Annotated in this window: 10 protein-coding genes and 1 tRNA gene; 7 read left to right on the plus strand and 4 right to left on the minus strand. The window is 44.9% G+C overall.

The genetic code is table 11. The features are described 5' to 3' along the window. Positions 1 to 4: 4 nt before the first annotated feature. The 5 genes from Cabys_RS04860 (at position 5) to Cabys_RS04880 (ending at position 9,947) form a co-directional block, all read left to right on the plus strand. On the plus strand, positions 5 to 1,903 hold the full coding sequence (locus Cabys_RS04860; protein ID WP_006929038.1) for a polysaccharide biosynthesis protein: 1,899 nt from the start codon (positions 5 to 7) through the stop codon (positions 1,901 to 1,903). Between the two features lie 1,526 nt (positions 1,904 to 3,429). Continuing rightward, complete coding sequence (locus Cabys_RS04865) at positions 3,430 to 5,889, plus strand: phosphodiester glycosidase family protein (RefSeq protein WP_006929039.1); 2,460 nt, start codon at positions 3,430 to 3,432, stop codon at positions 5,887 to 5,889. A 60-nt stretch (positions 5,890 to 5,949) separates the two neighbouring features. After that, positions 5,950 to 6,023, plus strand: a tRNA-Val gene (locus tag Cabys_RS04870). Positions 6,024 to 6,374: 351 nt separating this feature from the next. Next, complete coding sequence (locus Cabys_RS04875) at positions 6,375 to 7,319, plus strand: alpha/beta hydrolase family protein (RefSeq protein ID WP_006929040.1); 945 nt, start codon at positions 6,375 to 6,377, stop codon at positions 7,317 to 7,319. 813 nt (positions 7,320 to 8,132) lie between these two features. Continuing rightward, positions 8,133 to 9,947 (plus strand): T9SS type A sorting domain-containing protein, encoded by a 1,815-nt coding sequence (locus tag Cabys_RS04880; RefSeq protein ID WP_006929041.1) that lies wholly within the window; start codon positions 8,133 to 8,135, stop codon positions 9,945 to 9,947. 1 nt (position 9,948) lies between these two features. Here Cabys_RS04880 and Cabys_RS04885 read toward each other — a convergent pair whose 3' ends face one another. The 4 genes from Cabys_RS04885 to Cabys_RS04905 all read right to left on the minus strand — a co-directional run bounded on the left by Cabys_RS04885 (position 9,949) and on the right by Cabys_RS04905 (position 20,217). After that, the gene (locus tag Cabys_RS04885) at positions 9,949 to 11,853 is read right to left on the minus strand and encodes a BamA/OMP85 family outer membrane protein (RefSeq protein WP_081475070.1); all 1,905 of its coding nucleotides are present in this window, start codon (positions 11,851 to 11,853) and stop codon (positions 9,949 to 9,951) included. 1,199 nt (positions 11,854 to 13,052) lie between these two features. Continuing rightward, a complete protein-coding gene (locus Cabys_RS04895; RefSeq protein ID WP_071961265.1) occupies positions 13,053 to 14,120 on the minus strand; it encodes an IS110 family RNA-guided transposase in 1,068 nt (355 codons plus the stop codon). Positions 14,121 to 14,442: 322 nt separating this feature from the next. Beyond that, positions 14,443 to 18,468, minus strand: a complete 4,026-nt coding sequence (locus Cabys_RS04900) for a translocation/assembly module TamB domain-containing protein (RefSeq protein WP_006929045.1) — start codon at positions 18,466 to 18,468, stop codon at positions 14,443 to 14,445. 483 nt (positions 18,469 to 18,951) lie between these two features. Beyond that, positions 18,952 to 20,217 carry a PorV/PorQ family protein gene (locus Cabys_RS04905; RefSeq protein ID WP_006929046.1) on the minus strand — a complete coding sequence of 422 codons (1,266 nt, stop codon included), beginning with the start codon at positions 20,215 to 20,217 and terminating at the stop codon, positions 18,952 to 18,954. Positions 20,218 to 21,063: 846 nt separating this feature from the next. On the opposite strand from Cabys_RS04905, the gene Cabys_RS04915 reads away from it, so the two are divergent. After that, entirely contained in the window at positions 21,064 to 21,894 is an 831-nt protein-coding gene (locus Cabys_RS04915; protein WP_006929047.1) for a carbonic anhydrase, read from the plus strand. Positions 21,895 to 22,772: 878 nt separating this feature from the next. After that, complete coding sequence (locus Cabys_RS04920) at positions 22,773 to 24,125, plus strand: TolC family protein (protein ID WP_006929048.1); 1,353 nt, start codon at positions 22,773 to 22,775, stop codon at positions 24,123 to 24,125. Positions 24,126 to 24,135: the final 10 nt, after the last annotated feature.

Genomic DNA, 24,135 nt, shown 5'->3' on the forward strand with positions numbered 1-24,135 from the left:
TGGCATGAAACAAAGAATTCTTAATTTTCTAAATTCCAGAGGCATTTTGACCATTTTTTTAAAGATTTGCATCGATGCCCTGGCATTGACGGCCGCCTATTTTATTGCTTTTAGTTTGCGCTTTGACCTGAACATTCCCGCGCAGCATTTCATTATTTTTAAACATACCATTGGCTTTGCGGTGATAATCGAACTTTTTTTTATTAATCTATTTGGCGTCAATCAAAGCCCGTGGCGCTATGTGAGTTTGCAAGACGTGATCAATCTGTTGGCCTCTTTGTTTGTCGGCTGGGTTGGTTTTATCATTTATCTGTATTTTGCCAACCTGTTAGCCGTTCCCCGCTCGGTTCTGTTTTTGTATTTGATGCTGGGATTTATTTTTACCGGCGCGGCGCGCTTTGCCCCCCGCGTGCTTTTTAAAGCGCAGTCCAGGTTATCCAGAGATAAAAAGCGCGTGCTGGTCATAGGCGCGGGGCAGGCGGGCGAGATGATTATACGGCAGATGAAAAGCGATCCGTCGCTCGGTTTTTATCCCGTGGCCCTGGCGGATGATTCTCCCAAAAAACAGAACATTAAAATCCACGGCGTTAAAGTGGTTGGCACGGTAAATGATTTACAGAAGATTGTCAGTAAAAAGCATATTGAAGAAATTATTATTGCCACGCCGGCGGCCTCGGCCAGCGAAATGAGGCGAATTGTAAGAGCCTGCGAAGCCACCGGCGTTGAATTTAAAACTGTTCCCGGCCCCAAAGAGATTGTTAACGGCATGGTGCAGGTGCAGCAAATTCGCGAGGTTAAGGTTGAAGATTTGCTGGACCGCAAACCGGTTGAAATCGATTTAAAAGAGATTAAAAGCTTTCTGGCCAACAAAACGATTATGGTTACCGGAGCCGCCGGTTCTATCGGTTCCGAGCTGGTAAAACAATTATTGACGCTGGATTCGGAAAAGGTTATTTGTATCGATCGTTCGGAAAACGGTTTGTTTTACCTGGATAATGACTTAAAGAAAGAATTTGCCAGCCGGCATTATAAAATCATTGTGGCCGATATTCTGAATACCAATAAGATGGAATATCTTATTTCGAGCTACAAACCGGAAATAATCTTTCACGCTGCGGCTTATAAGCACGTGCCCTTAATGGAAGACCATCCGGAAGAGGCCGTGCGCAACAATATTCTGGGAACCGCTTATTTAGTTAAGGTGGCAGAGCGTTTAGGCGTGCAAAAGTTTATTTTGATCTCAACCGATAAGGCCGTGAATCCCACCTCCATCATGGGCGCCACCAAGCGCGCGGCGGAACTGGTTTTGCAATCTTATTCGGCGCAGGCCAGTATGAAGCTGGTGACCGTGCGCTTTGGCAATGTGCTGGCCAGCTACGGAAGCGTTATCCCGCTGTTTCAGAAACAAATTTCCGAAGGCGGCCCCATTACCATCACCCATCCGCTGATGAAACGTTTTTTCATGACCATTCCCGAAGCGGTTAAATTGATCTTTCAGGCGGCTAAAATGGGCGACGGCAACGATATCTTTGTGCTGGATATGGGCGAGCCGATTAAAATTGTAGAAATCGCCAATCGTTTAATTAAACTCTCCGGCCTGAAACCGGGAGATGACATTAAGATCAAATACGTGGGGCTGAGACCGGGCGAAAAACTGGAAGAGGAGCTATGGAATAAAGATGAAGCGCCTTTAAAGACCTATCACCCCAAAATTTATAAGGCGATCGGCAGCCACTACAACAACTGGGAGCGCATGCAAAAACATTTGCACGTCTTTGAAAAAGCTGTTATCGAGCACGATATTCAGGCCATTAAAGAGAAGTTGCATGAAATGATCCCGGAGTTTACCAGTATGCCGGCCAGCGTTGACACGCCCATCCCTGAAGATATCTTAAGAGAATGAAATTCGAGGCCCTGAAAAACGGGCCTTTTTTGTTTGTACGATCTTCAAATTGATAAAGATATTATGTTTGTGTCCTGCCTTTTTTTACATTTCCATTAAAAAAATCCTTTTTAAAGATAGATTGCTTTTATTGGGGGAGTGTGGTTTCTCTCCTGCCAGGGCGGTGAGCATTGAGATTTGAACCACGATTTACTTGATTTCAGGATTTCCATGATTTGCTTTTTCGGTTTACAAAATTTCGCCTTAAAATTGAGCATGAAATTTCTCAAGCGAAAAAAAGATCGAGGTAATCCCGTAATCCTACTAATCAAGGTTCAAAAACCGCCTCTAAAATTCTAAACCGTTGAAACGGTTTCAGATTTCGTCCCTTTGGTAAGAATATTGTTTTTCCTGTTTCGCTATAATCATTTCGTCCCTTCGGGATTTTAAAATCGGCCAATCGACCAATCAACTCTTACACTCTTACACTTTTTTTCCTGCGAACGGTGGAAGAGCTTCCCCGAATTAGCCCTCACCCCCTCGCTCCCCCTCTCCCAGAATAAGGTCTGGGAGAGGGGGAAGAGCTGGCGTTGAGGGGCTCTCTACAACGATGCACGGAGTTTTTGCCCGGATCAAAGCCGATCACGGTGAAAAGAAACGCGTCCGTCGATGAATGATTTTTTCCCAATGTTCATTCGTGTAAACCGTTGAAACGGTTTCGTTTTCGTCCCTTTGGTAAGAATATTGTTTTTCATGTTTCGCTATAATCATTTCGTCCCTTCGGGACTTTAAAATCGGCCAATCAGCTATTCAACTCTTACACTCTTAAACTCTTACACTTTTTTTCCTGCGAACGGTGGAAGAGCTTCCCCGAATTAGCCCTCACCCCCTCGCTCCCCCTCTCCCAGAATAAGGTCTGGGAGAGGGGGAAGAGCTGGCGTTGAGGGGCTCGCTACAACGATGCACGGAGTTTTTGCCCAGATCAAAGCCGATCATGGTGAAAAGAAACGCGTCCGTCGATGAATGATTTTTTCCCGATGTTCAATTTCGTAAACCGTTGAAACGGTTTCGTTATAATCATTTCGTCCCTTCGGGACTTTAAAATCGGCCAATCGACCATTCAACACTTACACTCTTACACTCTTAAACTCTTACACTTTTTTTCCTGCCAACGGTGGAAGAGCTCCCCCGAATTAGCCCTCACCCCCTCGCTCCCCCTCTCCCAGAATAAGGTCTGGGAGAGGGGGAAGAGCTGGCGTTGAGGGGCTCGCTACAACGATGCACGGAGTTTTTGCCCAGATCAAAGCCGATCATGGTGAAAAGAAACGCGTCCGTCGATGAATGATTTTTTCCCGATGTTCAATTTCGTAAACCGTTGAAACGGTTTCGTTATAATCATTTCGTCCCTTCGGGACTTAACCATTCAACCATTTAACTCGGCATGGATTTCCTGGGCCTGGCCCTCCCTTCGGCATAACAAAAATATTTGCATCCAACCATGGCTGGATAGAACTTTAGAAGTAAGTATCCTAAACAGCGAGTCTATCATGAAAAAAATTATTTTAGTTTTGGTTCTCAGCTCACTGCTTCTGGCGCAGTACAATTACCGCGTTGACAATACTTTAACCGTTGGCCCGGGCATGGTGTACAAACACGTCAAAGTGCCGGAAAAGCTGTGGAATATCAATATCCTGGAGATTGACCTGACCAATCCCATGACACGCATTGAAACCGTAAAAGCGAAAGACGCCTATATCGGACGCGAAACGACCAGCTCCATGGCAAAAAGGCGCAGTTTTGAAGGTCATCAGGTGATTGGCGCCATCAATGCCGATTTTTTCAGCAGCGAAGGCATACCGATTAATGTACAGGTTATTCAGGGGCAGGTTCTGCGCAATCCGATTGGGCTTTCCACTATCGGTTTTGATCAGGACCAGCGTCCCTGGCTGGGCATGGTCGCTTTTTCTGGTGAAATCATCGCTAAAAACGGCGGCCATGTTATTCATCGCGTTAACGGCGTGCGCAACACCGACGAGGTCGTTTTGTACAATGATTTTTACGGAGCATCGACCGGCACCAATCAATGGGGAACAGAGGTGGCCCTTCATCCGATTTCGCCATGGATTGTTAATGACACTGTGTGGGCGGTGGTTGACGCCAAAGAGACGTTAAAGGGCGATATGACCATCCCGCAAAACGGCGCGGTAATTTCTGCCCATGGCAACGCCATGACTTTTTTTGACAACCATGTGGCGGTGGGCGATACGCTTGCGCTGGTTTTAAATTTATCGCCCGCGTTGCACAGGTTAAAGGAGATGGTGGGCGGCTATCCGAAAATCGTGTACAGGGGTGAAAACTGGGCCGACGAAGGGTACCAGGAAGAAGGAGGACCCGGTCACGCCTATCAGATTCATCCGCGGACGGCCATCGGTTTTAACGCCGATTCCAGCAAGCTCTACTTCTTTACCGTAGATGGGCGTAAAACCGGCGTTTATCAGGGTATGACCCTGCCCCAACTGGCTGATGTGATGATCGATTTTGGCGTGGCTTACGGATTAAATCTGGATGGCGGCGGCTCCACCACCTTTGTGCTGCGCGACGAAATTATGAATCATCCCTCCGACGGTTCGGAAAGACCGGTGGCTAATGCCGTGCTGGCTATTTCAACGGCTCCCAGAGGTTCGTTTGGCGCCATTCAGATAGAGCCCGATAATATTGAGGTGTATTTCAACAGCGCCTATCAATTTACGGTGAGCGGATGGGATACGTACTACAATCCTTACTCTATTCAGATGCAAAATGTGCGCTTTTCGGTCGATTCGTCGCTCGGCGTCATCGACAACGAAGGCCTGTTCCGCGCCACGGCGAACGGCGGCAGCGGCTATGTGTTTGCCCGCTATGAGAATGCGGTGGATTCGGCGTTTGTACGCGTGATTGCCATTGAACAGATTGATTTGCAACCGGAGTTTGCCGTAACCGATACGTTGACCAGCCTTGAACTGCAGGTAAAGGGAGTGGCGGAAACGGGCAAAACGATTTCGATTGCGGCCTCATCGCTGGAGTGGATTTTGACCAATCCTGCTATTGGCTATGTGCAGGATGAAAAATTTTTCGGCAGGGCAGAGGGCGAAACGCAAATTATTGCCCGCCTGGACACCCTGGCCGACACGGTTACCGTACGCGTGGAGATCGGTACGGATCAACGGACTCTGGATTTACTGGAAAGCATCGACGGATGGGAGTTAAGCGGAGAAAATATTGATTTGCTGCATTCCGCGTTGCAAGTTGATTCTTTAAAACACACCGCCGGAGATTATTCGTTGCGTCTGGATTATCGCTATGTTTATTCGGGCGCGCAAAAGGCCGATTTTTATCTCAAAAAGAAGATTGCCATTTATGGCGTTCCCGAAAAGATCGGCGTGGATTTTCGATCGGATGGCGGATATCACAAGATTTATTTTGTGGTTTCAGATAATGACGGCGAATTATTCAAAACGGACATGCGCGGCTATTTAACAGACAGCACGCAGTTTGTGGCCGTTGCGCACCCCACCACGACTTTTACGCCTTTTGAAAGTCAGTTCCAATTTCATTATCCCATCCAGTTAGAATACATCTGGTTCAGGCCGGGAGCTTCGGTTCAGGAGGGAGATAGCGTGGCCGGTTCCGTATATCTGGATTATTTAAGGGTTGAATATCCCACAGTAACCAGTTTAATTCCCTTAACCCAAAACCGTTTACCGCAAACGGCGCGTCTTTTGCCCAGTTATCCAAATCCTTTTAATCCTTTCACCACTATTCGTTTTGAATTACCGAATCCTGCGCTGGTGGAGGTGAAGATTTATGACGTGCAGGGACGGCTGGTTGAACGTTTGTTAAAACAGCAATTAGCTTCGGGCGTTCACCAGCTCAGGTGGCAGGCGGCGTCTTTGCCTTCCGGTGTCTATTTTTGTCGCGTTAAAACTGAAGGCCAATCGCTTGTGCAAAAATTGGTTCTGATCAAATAGCGGCAGGGCTTGCCATTTCTGTTTTGATTATTTAAATTTAGTTAACTCATTTCATGGGATGGGCGGTTAGCTCAGCTGGTTAGAGCGCTACGCTCACATCGTAGAGGTCACAGGTTCGAGTCCTGTACCGCCCACGTCGTTCAAAAAAGGCTTCTCGTTAAGGGGAGCCTTTGCTGTTTTAAGGGAGCATGACCATTAAAAATTTTCGCGCATAGCGGGCGAAGTGGCAGGTAGAGTAAGGAAAAGGCCGCAACAAATTGTGGGCAAATAGCGTTTAGTGGTTGATAGGTTTAGGAGTTTAGAGGGGATAGATTGAATGGCGAGGCCAATCAATTAACAAGTCAGCTCTCATACGATTAACCTTTCCATCAGTCAGCGGGGGCAGTGAAAAAAGTGGAAGAGAGCCGCTGTCCGAATTGAGCCGGAATGACCGGAATTTTCCACGAATGGCTGCGGACGGTAATGAGCGTAAGGAGTAAAACATCATGAAAAAATGGGTGTTGATTTTGCTGGTTGGATTGTTTGTCTTATTAGGCCTTGCGGCGTTCTACTTAAACCGAAATCCCCTGCAATTCATTAATCGTTTTTATTACCCCCTTTCGATCATGCGGTATGACCTTCAGGTCGTGGCTCATAACGGGGAGCTGCGTCGGTACGAGACCATAACCTTTCAACGGGCCGAAGCCGACACATTTTGCGTAACCATCAGCAAACCGCCAGAGCAGGATTCGCTTCCAAAACCGGTGATTGTTTTGCTGGGCGGTCTGGAAATTGGACGCAGAAGTCTCAATTACATTCCACAACATGGAAAAAACATTATTATCGCCTATGAATATCCATATCGGCCGCATTACTGGTACGACGGAACCGCGCTGGAGGAGATTCCCAAAATCCGCCGTTCTGTTTTGATTGTGCCGGCGCAGATCAGCCAGCTTGTGGAATGGATTAAAAAGCAAAGCTGGGCCGACACCACGCGCATCAGTTTACTTGGTTATAGCTTCGGGGCGCTGGCCATTCCTTCCGCCTTAAAAGTTATGAGTCTCCGTCAAACAGGCGTTGACGGGGTTATTATGGCCTACGGCGGCGTCAATCTATATGAAATATTTAAGGTTAATCTTAAAACCATTCCTGCCTTTGTAAGGCCGATGGTTAGCCGTTTGATCGCCTGGTTAATCAGACCGGTCGAGCCGGGGCTATATTTACCCTCTTTAAAGGGCGATTTTCTTTTAATCAACGGCAGGTATGATCGGCAAATTCCTGAAAGCTCCTGGCGCGCATTGCATCGTTTGACTCCGAAACCGAAAGAGATTGTGTTGCTGGACGCGGGGCACCTGCATCCAAAGAAAAAGGAGCTGATTCAGAACGTGATCCGAATAAGCTACGACTGGCTGGCTAAGAAAAAACTGATTTCCCCGCTGCCCGTTCGCTGAACGTAGGTTTACCACCGTTGAAACGGTTTCGCTATAATCATTTCGTCCCTTCGGGACTTTAAAGTTAGCCAATCGACCACTCAACTCTTAAACTCTTTACCTTTCTGCCGTCGGTGGTGGTAGGCATTGCGCGGAGTAGCCCTCACCTCCTCGCTCTCCCAGAATAAGGTCTGGAAGAAGGGGAAGAACTGGCGTTGGGGGGCTACCTTAAATATGCACGGAGCTTTTGCCCGGATCAAAGCCGATCACGGTGAAAAGAAACGCGTCCGTCGATGAATGATTTTTTCACATGTTCATTCGTATAAACCGTTAAAACGGTTTCAGATTTCGTCCCTTCGGGACTTTAAAATCGGCCATTAAAAGATTTAGCATCTGAAAAAATACATTGACTTGTTGAATATATAATATATATTTGAAAAGGTATAAAACTAAATCCTTGAATAAAATCGTTAAGAATATCATTTTTTTTGCGCGAGATAAGTTGATAAGTAACTAAGTTATTGTAGCTGTTTGAGACTCCTCTGATAGCCAGTTAGGCGGGGTTGTGATTAGAGTTCTGCAAAATGCACATACATGTCATTTCGAATCCCGATTTATCGGGATGAGAAATCTTCTAACTTCAACAAAAACAAAAGATTTCTCGTCGCTCCGCTCCTCGATATGACACTAAAATTTACATTTTGCAGAACTCTAGGGGTTGTGAGAAAAAAGGAGAATTTCCTTTTTTAAAAGTATCTGATCGTTTATCCGTTAATTCAGCTTGTGTTCGCTTTTATTTTAAATACTTTTAAAAGAATAGGAGGGAGGAGGGCTATGAGACCTGTCTTGTCGTTGTTTTTCCTGTTATTTTTAACCAGTTTTGTATTGGCTCAATACAACCCCACGCAAAACAGAGCGCGAGCTTACCAGGATAAGGGCGTATTAAAATTAGCCATTGGAAATTATGGTCGCTTTGGAGGTGTGGCTTCTCCTGAAGGCTGGTGGTGGGATTTTCAATATATTTCCAACCTTTCTTTTGTAATGGGGATTCCGGGTAAAGATAAAAATGGCAATCCCCATCCCTGGGCTGTTGGTCCCAAAACGGTGTATGATATTACAAACAATGAATTTGTTACCCTTGGGAACGATACAACTTATTGGGGCGCAACGGTTTCCGAGTCGTGGTTTGATCGTACGCCAGGGCTTAATCGCACGGACTGGGAAGTGGTGGAAGACGCGACTTCGAAGCTTTATAATCCCAATGCAACAGCCGGCAATTATTATGGCAAATATGGGTATTACACCAATGCGGAAGATTCTACTCCGTTAATTGCCACCAGTACCATTCCGAACACATGGCCTTTGATAAATGGCGAACGCGTCTGGCCCGGGCGCTGGGCAAAAGACCCCGCCGATCCATCATGCGTCAGAGAGATTGAAGGCCAATTTGTTTCTGATCAGGATATTTATTTCCAGTTTGATGATCGGCTGGCCACAAGAGACGTCGATCCCGGACAGGGATATCCGATGAATGTTCGCGTGGAAGTATCTTCCTATTCTTATGCAGATACCAGCGCCAGAGATATGATCTTTTTTAATTTAATCATCCACAACAATTCTTCTTATGATTATAAAGAGGCGTATTTAGGATTATATTTTGATGCGAATGTTTACTCGCGTTTAGGAAATGGCTCGTATTCAGGGAGAACCAGTGACGACGATATGATGGCTTATGATCTGGAAAACAATATGGCTTACATTTATGATCTGGACGGCGATCATAGTAATCCGTTTGATGGGGACAAAAAATTGGCCTTTTGTGCGGTGAAATTTTTAGACACGCCGACAGCGTCCCGCGATCTTGATTTAAACGGCGACGGGGCATACGATGTAGCAAAAAATGATAAATTAGGATTGACCAGCTGGCACTGGTTCGACTGGTACTTCCGACCTGGCGCACGCGATGTTAATCCCACACAGGGGCCATGGTCAGGCGATGGAATGACGGCGGTAGCTGCCAATAAAGAAGAAATCCAGTATAAAATAATGGCTGGCGATACCACGGATCTTTCCGCGTACGATTCGTCGCATTATTTCCATCCGCCTCGTACGGCCAACGGGTATGGTAATTTGAATCCATATTTTGACTCATTGGATGGATTATTATATGCTTACCCTGAAGGTCTGGACTGCATTTTTATTATGGCCAGCGGCCCATTCGATTTAATGGCCGGCGATTCGGTGCCTTTCTCTTTTTGCCTGATCATGGCTCATGATATGAATCAATTGAAATTGAGAGCGCGAACCGCACAAAGCATTTTCGAAAATAATTACAGGTTGGTGCCCACGGCTGTCAAAGAAAATAAAAATGTTCGACCCGCTTCCGGATATGATCTGCATCAGAATTACCCTAATCCATTCAATGCGCGCACGAAAATTCAATTTGAAATCCCGAAAAAAGATCATGTTCGTCTGGAATTGTTCAATTCGACCGGACAAAAAGTTCACATTTTGTTGGACAAAGCTTTAGCCGCGGGTAGGCATGAGGTCATATGGGACGCCGCTAAATGGCCCAGCGGTTTGTATTTTTACCGACTGATTGTCGGTCAAAAGTTAATCGACACGCAAAAAATGTTATTGCTTAAATAAATCAAAAAGCAAAATACAAACCGGCGTGAATGGCGTAGCGTGAAGGGTCGGATTTTTTTGGCAGCAGTTTGTAGCCGAAATCAATACGAATGGGACCAAGGGGCGTTAAAACGGCCAGTCCGATTCCTGTTGTTGGTTTGATGGTTAAAGGGTTGACGTCTTTTAATTCGGCCCACACATTACCGGCGTCCACAAAGGTTTCCATGATTAATAGCCAGAAAAGGGGCATACGCACTTCGGCATTGGCCAGGAAAAGCGCCTTGCCGCCGGCTGCGCGGACGATTTTGCCGTTGGCGTCGTAGGCGGCGGCCGGGCCTAACAACTGTTCGTGATAGCCGCGTACGGTGGTCGCGCCGCCGGCAAAAAAGCGATCGTCAATAGGAATTTCTTTGTTGCCGGCCGGTTCGAAAATGGCGCCGATTTTTATTCGGGTGGCAAGGGTAAAATTCCAGCGTTTAAAGTGCAGAACTTTAGGACGGAACGGCTGATAACGCTGCCAGGAAGCGGTCATCGTGATGTAACGGTTTATTTCGGTTTCATCGTTTTCGTTTTTACCGCGGCTGTAGCTAAAAGAGACGCTTGCATCGGTGTAAGAACCATCGTGCGGATTAAACATGTTTTTTCGTTTGTCCCGTTTGGCGTAAAAGGAAACGGAGTACACCGCGCTTTTACGCACTTGTTCCAGGGAGATGAGCGTGGTGTCAATTTCGCCTTCTTTAATCAAATCGACTTTTCTGGCGGAAAAGCCGCCGTTCATTTCTACTCCTGGAGAGAATACTTTACGTACATCGAACGAACTACGGTAAATATTGAAATGCGCGCTATTCAGGGGGCGGTACTGTTCAAATGCCAGTTGCAAAACGCCGGGCGTTCTGGTGTAAAACATCCAGGGTTCAACGTAAACCAGGGTGGCCTTGTTGTCGGAATTAAAAATTTTGTTGTTGCCGAAATCGTAGTAGAATGAAGGCGTCAGGTAAAAATTGAGGCTGCGTCCTGTGCCAAACAGATTACGGTGACCGCCCTGAAGGGTTAATTCCAGTTTATTGCCGTAGTAAATCTCCTGATCGTGGGCAACGCCAAGCCGGAAACCGATCCAGCGAGCTTCTTTTTCCTGAACCAGGATTTTTAACACGGCCTGGGTAGAGTCTCCGGCAAGCGGTTCCAGATCGAAACGCACATAGCGGAACAGGCCGGTGGCGTACAGATTTTGTTGCGATTTGTTCAATGCGCGACGATTATAACGGTCGCCTTTTTTTATTTCCAGCTCGCGCCGGATCAGGAACTTTAGCACCAGTTTCATGCCTTCGTATTGAATGTCTTTGATGTAAACTGTGGCGTTCTCTTTAATTTTAAGATAGAGGAAAATGAGCGAATCCTGTTCGTAGATGTATTCGGGCGTGATTTGCACATACGGTTTACCGGAGTTGTAGTAGATATCTTCCACACGACGGATGGCCTCGCTGACCTTTGCCTCTAAAAACGGTTCGCCAATGCGCAAATTTTTAAAGGCCGGTTCCAGTTGGTTTAAAGTAATAGAATGCAGGCCGCTAAACCGTACGCCGCCGAAAAAATAGCGCTTGCCCAAATCAATCAGATAATAGATTGTTACTTTGTTTTTGCGCGGGTCCAACGCCACGCTGTCGCGTACATACACATTTAAAAAGCCGTAGTTTTTGAAATAATTGGTCAGTAAGATGCGGTCCAGCTTAACCAGCCGCGGTTCGTATAATTTACCCTCTCTGGAATTGATGATTTCTTGTAAAGATTGGTCGCCTTTAAATGGAACTTTACTAAAATGGATTTTATCAATTTTGCGTCCGGCGGCAAGAACGGCGTATGTGTTGCACAAAATAAGCGCAAAGAAGAAAAGTTGTTTGATATTTTTTTTTGCTTTGTTTAACATCATTTTCTCACGGAATCTTTTTTATTTGATGATTGCCTTGTTCAATCCTTCCCTCCGAAACGTTGAGTAGGGCTGGCATTGACCGGGTTAGCCCTCACCCCCTCGCTCCAACGATGCACGAAGCTTTTGCCCGCATCAAAGCCGATCACGGTGAAAAGAAACGCCTTCCACGATGAATGATTTTTCCCACTATTCATTCGCGTAAACCGTTGAAACGGTTTCGCTATAATCATTTCGTCCCTTCGGGACTTTAAAATCGGCCAATCGACTATTCAACTCTTACACTCTTACACTCTTACACTTCTTTTTCTTCCAACGGTGGAAGAGCTTCCCCGAATTAGCCCTCACCCCCTCGCTCCAACAATCCACGAAGCTTTTGCCCGGATCAAAGCCGATCACGGTGAAAAGAAACGCGTCCCACGATGAATGATTTTTTCACAATGTTCATTCACGTAAACCGTTGAAACGGTTTCAGATTTCGTCCTTTCAGGACTTTAAAATCGACCAATCAACCAATCAACTCTTACACTCTTAAACTCTTAAACTCTTACACTTTTTTTCCTGCCAACGGTGGAAGAGCTTCCCCGAATTAGCCCTCACCCCCTCGCTCCAACAATCCACGAAGCTTTTGCCCGGATCAAAGCCGATCACGGTGAAAAGAAACGTGTTCCACGATGAATGATTTTTCCCACTGTTCATTCGCGTAAACCGTTGAAACGGTTTCGCTCCTTCGGAACTTAACCATTCAACCATTCGACCATTCAACCATTCAACTGTTATGTTAAAAGTCAAATAAAAATCGATTTTTTTTCAATTTTGGACAGAGGCATCCCTTCTTATTTTTTTCATCATAAAAAATTTACTCCAAATTTTCTTTAAATAGACTTCTGCAAAATTACTTCATCTGTTATTCTGAGCGAAGCGAAGAATCTCATAAGTTAAATAAAAACGATGGATTCTTCTTCGCTTCGCTCCTTAGAATGAGAGCCACAGGTTAATTTTGCAGAAGCCTATCTTTAATAATAAAATATCCGATCAAACTGTTATTAGTGGTCTTTATCATGTTATGTAAAGCCACAAGGTGTTTGTTATTGGTGATAAATGCGCAGCCGCAGTCTATAAAAAGCAATTTACACTTTCTGCAACTGCAGGTTGAACAAAGCGGTCTGCGCGAAACGAGATCGGTTTTTTTTAAAACTTTTCTATATCATTCTCCCTATTTGATATTCTTTTTGATTAATCCAGACACTACGCATTCTGTTTAATAGTTTTCTGGCTATTTTGATGATCGCTTTCTGCTTTGGCATTCTTTTAATATAGCTCACGTAACTTGAGGTTAAAGCCGGATCATTTTTTATAGCTACCCAGGCTGATTCAATAATTCTGAATTTTAAAAGTTTATTCTGACGATGATTAAGCCCTCGAACTCGAGTTCTATTACCTGACGATTTAAGAGATGGAATTAAGCCCACATAGGAAGCTAACTTATTCTCATTATCAAAACGACGAATATCCATTATTTCCGCATAATAGGTAAAGGCCGTTATTAATCCAATACCTGGAATAGTACGTAATCGTTTAATCACTTGATGGTCAGCATAGTTTTTTCTGATTAACTTTAAAGTAGCTAAAAGCTCTTTTCTTTTGGCTTTCATGTTTTTGATTAACTGATCCAAGTAATAACGATCTCCTTCATTCTTTAATTCCAGTTTTTCTAACCAATTAATTAATCGATTAGACCATCGACTCCCAACTTCAAAAGGAATCTCAACTCCCAGGTAATTTAAAAATGATTTTATCCGGAGTCTAATTTTCTTATTCTCATTACTCTGTAGTGCGTACAGTCTTGATATTTGGCGCGTGGCGCTTTGTTTAGGAGTAGGCACAAAAATTGCTTTGAGTGAGTTGTTTTCTAATTCCCTTGCAAGCTTACGCGAATCAATAGCATCATCTTTGTAACTTTTTTCTTTATTGCTAATAGGTACATCGCCAGGACTGACCACTATGTTTTTGATGCCTAATTCCGTCAGTTGGTGGTGAAGCCAATATCCACTAAATCCGGCTTCATAAACGGAGAAATAATGTCCTCCCTGATAATTTTTTTTCAAAAACTTTTGGAGTTGTTTTGCGTTTGGCTCCATGGTAAAGGTTTTCAACTGCATGCCGTTTAACCTAATTGTGATTGTCCAACTTTTTTTATGGACATCAATCCCAATAAAAAAAACTTGTCCGTCAAACCTTAACTTATTACTTTGTAGTGATTGCTTCATTTTGGCATCCTTTCTTGGTTAATTTAACGTTAAAAAAATTTCAATTTAAAATAAGAAAGGATGCCTTTTTTTGAAACGACCACCGTTACAGCTTTTTTTCCTTTTCTGGCTTTAATTAATTAACTTTTACTTTTTTGAACTTGTCAAGGGCTACCTTGATTAAGCGGCTTTTTTCTGCCCCTTGACAAGTTCAAAAAAGTAAATATCTTCTTTAAAAGCCAGAAAAGGAAAACTCGACATCTGCACACCTCAGGTAATGCTTACTTTTAAACATAACACCTAATCAACTATTCAACCAATTCACCAACCATCCATTCATCCTTTAAAACGAATACTCCCAATTCAGGCCAAAGCGAATGCGCGTGTTGCCCCGCTCAGTTTTTTCGTAGTAGCTGTCCAGCGTCCAGTAGCGGTTAATACGGTATTGCAAACCGATCCGATTTCCCGCATCCCAGCTTAAGCGCGGCGCGGGGATGTTCTGCCCAAAGCGCGTGCGGTATTCCACATACAGATCGCTGGTCAGGTATTTGCCAAAGGCGATGGAGGCATCGCTTAACCCGTTATTCAGCTTGAAACGACTTAGATTCACCAGCGAGCCGCTGGCGTTAATCTCCACGCGATCCAGTCCGGTGAATTTTTCCGTGCTTCGTTCCACGGCTGTTAAAATTGAAGTGGTGGCTATCTTTTCCCCGATATCTCTTAACGCGGAATCGGGATTGGACTGCATGGTTGAAATATCCGCGCCCAGGGTCAGCAGCGAGATTTTATCAAAAACGGAAAGATTCAATTCGCGTCCGTTTTCAAAAACACGAATTTGTTGAGTTAGATTGCTGATGCTGCCGTTCAGAGCCAGTTCAAATTTTTTATTGCCCAGTTGTTTAACGGCAATAACGTCAATATCCGGATCGGCCGGTAACTTATTCTTGAAATCGATGGTTGCATTTTGCACAATAAAATTTTGATTCCAGGAGGCGTACTTGCCGCTGATGGCTTCCAGGCGTCCCAGAATGCGCGGTTCATCGGAAGGCGGTTCCATGGTGACCTGCAAATCTCCCATAAAAATAATTCTGAAATTATTGGCCAGATTCAAAGGCGAGCTGGTGACGGTGAAATTGCCCGGAATTTCGATATCCAGATTAAGCGCCAGAAACGGCGGCTCTGGTTTAATTACCTCTTCGTACAGGTAAACGCTGCGCGCCATCTGATCCAGGTCTACCTCAACCACGGCTTTGGGAATGTAAAGGTTGCCGGAAATCGTTAGGGTGTCCTGCCCCGTGATTTTAAGGTTATCCGTAGTGAGCAGAAGTTTGGCGCTTTGAATGAAATAATCGATGTAGAATTCATCCATCTTCAAAGCAAGGTCAAATTTAGGACGGAGAATATCCTGCAAATCGATGGTTCCTTTTGCGGTAAGGTAACCCTCCCGCAAGGAGCGTTTGGACCAGGGCAACAAAGAGCTCAAAAACCTCCACAGTCGCTCGATAAAGTCTTTTTCTTCCACCGAACGTGCGCTGAAGGTTTCGATATTTAAGACATGATTTTCGATGGTCGCGTCAAAATCCACATTAACGATCGGGTCACGAACAATGGCGAGAAGTATCTGGCCGTTTTTTAAGGAGATTTGACCGCTGCGCACAGCGGGCTGTAGGGGCGTACCGTCCAGCTTCAAATCGACATGGTAAGTTCCCTGAATGGATTCCACCTCTTCGATTAAATTCCGCAAAAAGAAGATGTGGTTATCTTCGCTTTGCACATGAAGTTCAAAGGGCCGATTCAGAATATCGGCGTCAAAATCTACCAGAGAGAGCCGATAATCCTGGGTTCCGCTGATTTTAAGGGAGGTGCCCTGCAGCACAAGCGATAGACTATCCAAAATAATTTTTTGCCTGTCATAGCGAATCGACATACGCAATGAGTCGCCAGAAAATTCCTCAATGCGGAAATCATCCAGCTTAAGGCGGCTTTTGATTTGCGGCGCATCGACTCTGCCGCTGATGGCGATATCTCCGGAAGTTAAACCGCCTAAACGACGAATGCCTTTTAGCAGCGGGGCGTAGTGCTTTAATTGTAAACGTTCCCAGTCGATAAAGAGGTCCACTTCGGTGTCTTCAAGTAGATTGAACTTTTTTTGTCGCAGGCCCAGCGAAAATTCGCCTTTTAGTCCCAGAAAGGTAGAATCTTTAGTCAACATAAAATCATTGACTGTAAAAAGGTCTTTGGCGTAGTACAAATCGCTGGAAAATCTTCCCATATAAATTTTTTGCAGAAAGAGACTGTCGGCCCACAGTTCGGACTGAATGCTTAAATCGGTAAAGGGCGTCAGAAGTTCAACAAAGCCGTTAATGCGTCCACGAAAATTCAGATTACTTTTTAAGAATTGTTCAAAGGGCGCGATTTCGAATTCATTAAACGTCAGGTAAGCCTGCAGGTCAGACAGCTCGAAGTTGTAAAAACCGTTGACGGATAATTCGGAATTCTGGGGGCCGGCCAGAGTAAAATTTTCCAGATTGATTTCATCCGGATTGGCGGTAATGGTCAGGGTATCCGTGGCCTTTAGCCAGTACGCTTCGTATTGAACTTTGAAAGGAAACAACTTAACGCTCAAACTGTCCAGCGATTCCTGCCAGTTGATGAACAGATTAGTCGAAAAATAATTCTGACGACTGAGAAATTTTAAATCGGTAATTTCTATTTTGTTACGAATCGTTTTAAGATTAAAGCTGACACGATCGATATGGAATTTATCGATTCGCCCGCTTAAGATTTTGAATGAGCCGCCGCCCAGACGTTCCCTGTTCAATCCTTGAATAAAAACATTAAACTGAATGGTGTCCAGTTCAATCGAGGCGTAATTCAAGCGGGGGATGCTCAGATTGCCTGAGAAGTCGGGATTGTTCAAAGGGCCTTCCAGATGGATGCGCCCGTCCATGCGTCCTTTGAGATCGGCCAACCCCAGGTCACGCAAAGTGTGATTGAGGCGATTGTTAAAAGTAAAAAGATCAAAATTAATTTGAAGATCACGGTCCAGCGTACCTTGCAGCAAAAAGCGCGAACTATCGGCCACTTTGATAAAAGAGGGTTTGCCAATGTGGTAATTGCCTTGTGTGGCGGTAACGTTCAATCGTATGGAATCGATTTCAATGGTGTCCAGCGCACAATGGTAGAGATTGAGCCTGGCTTTACCGGTCAATTTTTTAAAATTGAGATTTTCGGCGTTCAGGGAAAGGTCTCCGTTGATGCGCGTGGGCGGTAAGGCAGGGGAAAGGAGGTTCAGGTTAACCTTTTTGAACGTGGCATCGCCGGTAATCTGTTTAAGCTGGTTCCAGTAAGCAAAAGCCGAAAGGCGCGCGAAATTGGCGTTTAACAGCAAGCGTTTCAAAAATATTTCACCGCGGTTGTAAGTTACATGAAAGGCCAGCGAATCCACACGTTGAGTCTGCCATTGCCCCTTCAGGTAACCCTGCAGGCCAAAATGAACGGGCATGCCGCTGAACGATAACTGGCCTTTAAGATGAGCCTGCGCTGGAATGGACTGGTTAAGCAGCGATTCAAATTCGCTGAAATCGATCTGGAATTCGGTTAAATTAAAATTCAGACCTTCCACAGGACTGAGCAATGCATTAAAAAAGAGATGCGAACGTGCGGTTTGAATTTCTCCCTGGTTAAGTGTGATGCCAGTGGAGTCGCCGTTAACCGTCAATGAAAACGATTTGAGCTGCAGGTTGCGCTGCGGCCAGTCGCCGGAAATATTGTCCAGCTTAAGGTAGATGTGATCCTTTTTCAGCTTAAGACGGGAAATATTAAGATGGATATTTTTTAGAATAACCGATGGCCCTTCCATGTGCAGCGATCCGGAGAGGATTTCAAGATTGTTGAGATGAATATCCGGCAGGCTGCCCAGTAAAGTCTTAACAGAGACATATTGTTGCCAGGATGCCAGCAAGGAATCGATATTTGCGGGCGACGTTTCGACTTCTTCAGCTCCGGAGGACGGCAGACGGATGTTCAGTTTTTCAAAAATGATTTTACTGATTTCCACGCGATTTTTTAACAAAGGTAAAAGACGGTACCGTACTTCTACATAGTTGCTTTTTAAAATCAGACTGTCTTGCGTTATGATTTGCAGCCCCTTGAGGCGGATGTTGTTAAACAGGCTGCCTTCCAGCGATTGGTAGTGTACCGTGGCATGGGGACGCAATTGATGGTTCAGAAAATCTCTGGTCAGGTCTGAAATAAGAGAAGCCTGCCAGAGTAAAAAAGAAAGAGCGGCGCCCAAAACAGCCACGAAAAGCAGCGCCCACAAAGCGACTTTTTTAGTAATGGCCAACCACTTTTTTTGTTTTTTCATGAATTACCGTTCAATATTTTGTTTTAATTTAAGTTATCGGCTGGTTAAAGTAAAGTATTAAAAATCTTCGTTTAAAACACGTTTTGCGTTTCGTTGCGAGAAAGGCGTTGGCTTAGAAATGAAAAACCTTCGGATGAGAACCGCTCGTTGAGTCGTCCCTTAACCGCTCCCTGAGTGAAGCCCAAGGGAGCGCAGTCGAAGGCTTGCCCTGAGCGCAGTCGAAGGCTTGCCCTGAGCGCAGTCGAAGGGGGGGGGAGCGGGAGCAACAAAGAAGTAAATAAATTTTCGTCTCCCGCCGGGGGTATCCTCAAAATGACAACGCCGCCGCTGGCTTTGGTACGTTCTGCCAGAGCGGGGAAACTTAGCCACCGGGAAAATCCCGCTCTCCCGTAAACTCCTAAACCGCTAAACTAATAAACCCTTCCCAATCGACAGGCCGGCGCCAGAAATGGCTTTTAACGACGCTTACGCCTCCGGCTTTAATTAAAACAACCCTCTCAATGTTAGCGTCAATCCTTTAAATTCTGTGCCGTTTAACGGATGGGAAGTTTCCGTGCTGGAATACTTACTCCAAACGTAAGAAACAGACAACTTGTTTAACAATTCTTTTAAAATTAGATGATCAATCCGTGCGGAAAAAATTTTACCGATGCCCGTGGAGCTAATCTGGATGCCCTGCGTTTTAATGTAAGGATGATAACCGCTTCCACGAAAATATCCGAAACTAAATTCAATGAATTCGAGCAATTGAAAGCGATAGCCCTGATAAATCGTAATGTATTGGTCGTATTTGCCCAGTAAAACATGATCTTTAAAGTTAATTTTACCCGGGAAAGCCACATAGTTCCAGGATTCGTCCGCCTTGAGTTCGATCAATAAATTTCGGGCTTCGGCAGACCAATCCGCTTTGATAAGTCTTAAACGCGTATCCCATACATGCCCATCCAGTCCCATGGAAAGACCGTAACCGATCGCTGCGGTGCGCGGGAAAGGAGCCGCCTGATTTTCATATATATAGTGCATCTCATCGCCCACATTGAGAACAGAAAATCCGAAAGACAGATCGAAAAACGGTTGCACCTGCCCCAGGGAAGAGCACGAAAAACCTTTTACATTTAGCAGGTCTGTGGCGGGTATGATCAGTAAAAAACCATAATCGATGGTTCTTGCGCTGCGATCTTTCTTTTGATCTTCGATTCCCACATTTGTGGGATATAAATTGGTCTTAATGTTCTTTAAAGCGAATCCCATATTGAACTTGATATACCAGTCCAGCCCCATGCCAAAACTGAATTGCTGGTAGGTCTCATCGGAGTGAAACGTGCCCAATTGGTTGCCTGCTTCATCCGTCCAGATATTATTACCCAGATCGAGTGTGGATTTAACAAAACCAGCTGCAAAGCTGAGAGAAACGTCCCGTAAAATTTTATCGGAACTATAACCAAAGGCAGCGGCAGTGCTACTGAAAGTGAAATCAGAGAAAGTGAATTGCGGCAGCCAGCGCGTCTTTTGGGGATAAAATTGGACGGCAAAATTGTTCTGCCGCGCAAATGTGGCCAGTTGAGCGGGATTAAAAAATTGCCCGAACGGATCGGCGGTGGGCAAAGCGGTAAACGCGCCAGCCATGCCGTTAAGATGTGGCGCGGGATGGATGGTCACAAAGGGAACCGCTGTACTACCCTGAGCAAAACTTACAGACGAGCTGCAAAACATCAAGGAAACGAGCCATACACAGAGCCATCTTTTCATTCTTTTTTTCTCCTGATAATTTTAAGATACCTGTGAAATTTATCGGGATGTTTACGTTTTATTGTCTCATAACAAGTTTTTTGAAATACTACCAACGGCTTAAAAAAAGCATCCATTTCGGACGCACAACATTTTAAAGCTGCGACCGGTTTATAAAAAATAAGAAAAAAGAGAAAATCTTCAAAGAAAATATTCTGGTTCCTGCAAAAACGGGGCAAGCTAACAGCCTGTGCACATATTTAGAGAAGCCTGACTGTCATCCTGAGTGAAGTCGAAGGGGAGAGTGAATAAGTAATAAGATTTCTCGTCTCCCGGCGGGGGGAACCTTGAAATGACAACGCCGCCGCTGGCTTTGGTACGTTCTGCCGGAGCGGGAAAACTCAGCCACCGGGGAAATCCCGCTCTCCCCTGAACTCCTAAACCACTAAACCAAGGCAGCTAAGCCGCAACCAAAAACATTTACGCAGGGATTTAAGCAACCACAGAGCGCACAGAGAAGTCACAAAGGGCGCAAAGAATGTTAAAAGTTAAAAAAATACATTGTCTTTGACTTTTGGGACAGCCCCAAGAGGAATTAGTTATTTCCAGCGGTGTAAGTGATTTCTGCGCTGGTCAGTTTCGTGCAAAGGCGAGAAGAGGAATGACAGGCCGCGTCCATTCAATCACTACAGGGGAACAAAAATTTTAGCAGGCTAAAACTTTACACCTTATTAAAAAAAATTACAGATATGAGGAATAGAGGAATATTAAATTTTAATTTTTGGTTAAAAATCGTTAATATTGGCTCAATGGCAAGATGAGGTTGAGCATTTTAAGTAAATCCCAACATTAAATCAAGGAGAAGAAATGAAACAAAAAATGACTTTGTTTGCCCTGGCAACCATATTAATCTTTTTTGTGGCCTGTAATGAAAATCAAAATAAGATGAACGAAAAGGCGCAAAAAAGTAAAACAGAGCAGACGAACAATAAGGAAATGAAAAAAGATTGCGACGATGTGCACTGGACACACCACAGCGGAGAAACAGGTCCTGAAAACTGGAAAAATCTTTGCGATGGATTTGCTGACTGCGGCGGTAGTTCACAATCACCTGTTGATATTATTACAGCCGATGTGGTTGAAGGAAAAGAATTGGCCGCCCCGATATTCAAATACGGAAAATCGAAAGTTGACATCATCAACAACTCGCACACGGTTCAATTTAACATTAGCGGAGAAAATACGGTAAATTTAAACGGTAAAACATATAAACTATTGCAGTTCCATTATCATGCTTTGAGCGAGCATACAATTGATGGTAAACATTTTCCCATTGAAGTGCATTTTGTCCATAAGCATTCCGATACGGATTTTGCCGTTATTGGCTTCATGTTTGTGGAAGGTCAGGAATATGATTTATTTAGCAAATATTTAGATAAGTTTCCCACGAGTAAAGGGGAATATAAGTCCGATGATACGATCGATTTGCTAAGTCTGTTGCCGGAGAATAAGAGTTATTACTATTACAGCGGCTCCCTCACAACGCCTCCCTGTACCGAAGTGGTGAGCTGGTATGTGCTAAAAAATCCGGTCGAAGCCTCTAAAAAGCAGATTGAAGCGTTTTCAAAAATCCTGAATAATAATTACAGACCCGTACAGCCTCTTAATAATCGAAAAATAGAAATATTCAGGCAATAGCTCAAAAGACTTCTTTTTGAAGAAGAAGTTTGCTGCAAACTCTCATTTTATAGGGATGACGCCCTATAAAAGATGGCGTCATCCTTAATTAAAAAAGAAATTACCTGCTTGTTCGAAGAATAAGCACACTTCCCTGAAAAGCTTCAGCGCTTTAGCGTGCGAAAATTTTTATTAATGCGTAATGAAATACTTCTGCAACGATAGAGTATAATCGTCACCGATCAATCTCAAAAACTGTAATCCGTTCAAATACTTCCTTCAAAAAATGTAATACATTAGCGTGCGAAAATTTTTGTGCTGTTTTAAAAACTCATCCCCCAGCCCGAGGGTGTCTCAAAAGCGACATTAAATGTATTTTTATGCAAATATAGGTAAAAGTTTACAATAGCCCTCACCCCCTTTCCCCCTCTCCCGATTTTCGGGAGAGGGGGAACTAAAGGGGGTGAGGGAAAGAAAAAACTTTATAAAAATACATTTTCTTTGACTTTTGGGACAGCCCTCGGGCGTAAATTGTGGCGACTTGCTTAGTTTTCGTCTTACATGTTGAGATACATTTCTATTTTTTCTTTTCGATCCTGGCGTTCCCTTTTAAGCTAACGCTGGACAGAGGGTGTTGCGTGAAAAAATCTTTGTGCGCTTTGGTGCTTCTATGCGCTCTTGGATTATTATCTAAAAAAATCTCCCGCTTTAAAAAAAGTTGACAAGTACGATTTAATAAATTATTTTGTTAGTGAACAATCACTAACTGAATTGTTTGAGCAGGAGGGCGGATGCTCGGATGACAGCAGGTCGCTAAAGTTCAGCGGAAGAATTTTGTCGTCCGGCAAAGACCTCCTCGTAAAGGCAAATCAAATTAACGATTATACTTAGGAGAACTTATGAAACATTTTAAACGAGCGGTCTGGCAACTGATGATGATCATTCTGCCAGGGATTCTGGGCGGTTCCTTGCTGGCGCAAAACAACGTGCGCACCATGACGCTCTCGCAGGCGCTGGATGTAGCCCTGCAAAAAAACCCTGTGCTGCGGGCGAGCGACTGGCAAAAAGTAGCGGCCCGCAAAAAGGTGTGGGAAGCCCGTAGCGGCTTTTTACCGCGAATCAATTTAGTCGGCACCTACACGCGCTATCAGGAGCCCATGATTATCACGCCCATTCACAAAGTGGGGCAATTCCCACCGCTGGACGACAAAATTTTCAATTCTCAGTTCCAGGTTCAACTTCCCATTTTTAACGGCGGAAGGACGCTGGCAGCCCACAAGGCGGCTAAAGCAGGCCTCGCCGAAAGCGGCGCGCAGGGAGAATTCGTCAAAGTTAGAGTGATTCAAAACATGGCTAACATTTTCCTGCAGGCAAAGGAAGTCAGCGATAAGCGCCATCTTATTGCGCAACGGCTACGAATGCTGCGCCAGCGGCATCGTGAGCTCTCACTGCTTCAACGCGAGGGACGGGTATCTGAAGCAGACTTTGCTCTGATGAACGCGTCCTTGCAGAGCGCTATTTCGGACAGTCTGGAGCTGGAATCGGCATGGCGTCAATTAAGCGTGCGGCTGGGGCAGGTTATGGGCGTAAAGCAGCCCGTTGTTCCCGACGTATCGGATTTATCCGGCGCACAAACCCCGCTTATGCAAATGGAGCTTCTGCCAGACACCACCAACCTTGCGGAACGCATGCAAGGTCCGGAAATCAAAAAAGCAAAAGCGCAACTTATGCGCGCTTCGGCCATGAAGTCTCTGGCCAAACGCAGCTTTCTTCCGGAAATCAGCGGTTTTTATGTGTACAATTACAATTCCAGCGCCAACGAATGGGACCCGATAGGCGAGTGGGCGGTTGGCGTGACCATGCGCTTTCCTCTGTTTGACGGAGGGCGTCGCATTGCCAATGTGGGCGCTGCCAGCGCATCCGAAAAAGCGGCCGCAGCCAGTCTGGATAATACGGTGCTGGAACAAAAAGCCTCGCTGGAAATCGCCTTTATGCAATGGAAAACAGCGCGTCAACGACGTCAATTTTTAACTTTAGCCGTAGAAAGCAAACAAAAGTATGTGGAGGCAAACCGCAAACTTTATAAAGAAGGGCGTATTCCCTTAAGCGAACTGCTTACCCAGGAGACCGAATTGTTAGCCCTTCAAATTCAGGAAAAAGAACTGCGCTATGCTGAACAAAAAGCGCTCCTGGATTACCACGCTTTGCTCGGTAATCTCAACACAGAAAAAGTCAAGAAAATTTTACAATAAAGGAGTTCGC

Source organism: Caldithrix abyssi DSM 13497 (assembly GCF_001886815.1).
GTDB lineage: Bacteria > Calditrichota > Calditrichia > Calditrichales > Calditrichaceae > Caldithrix > Caldithrix abyssi.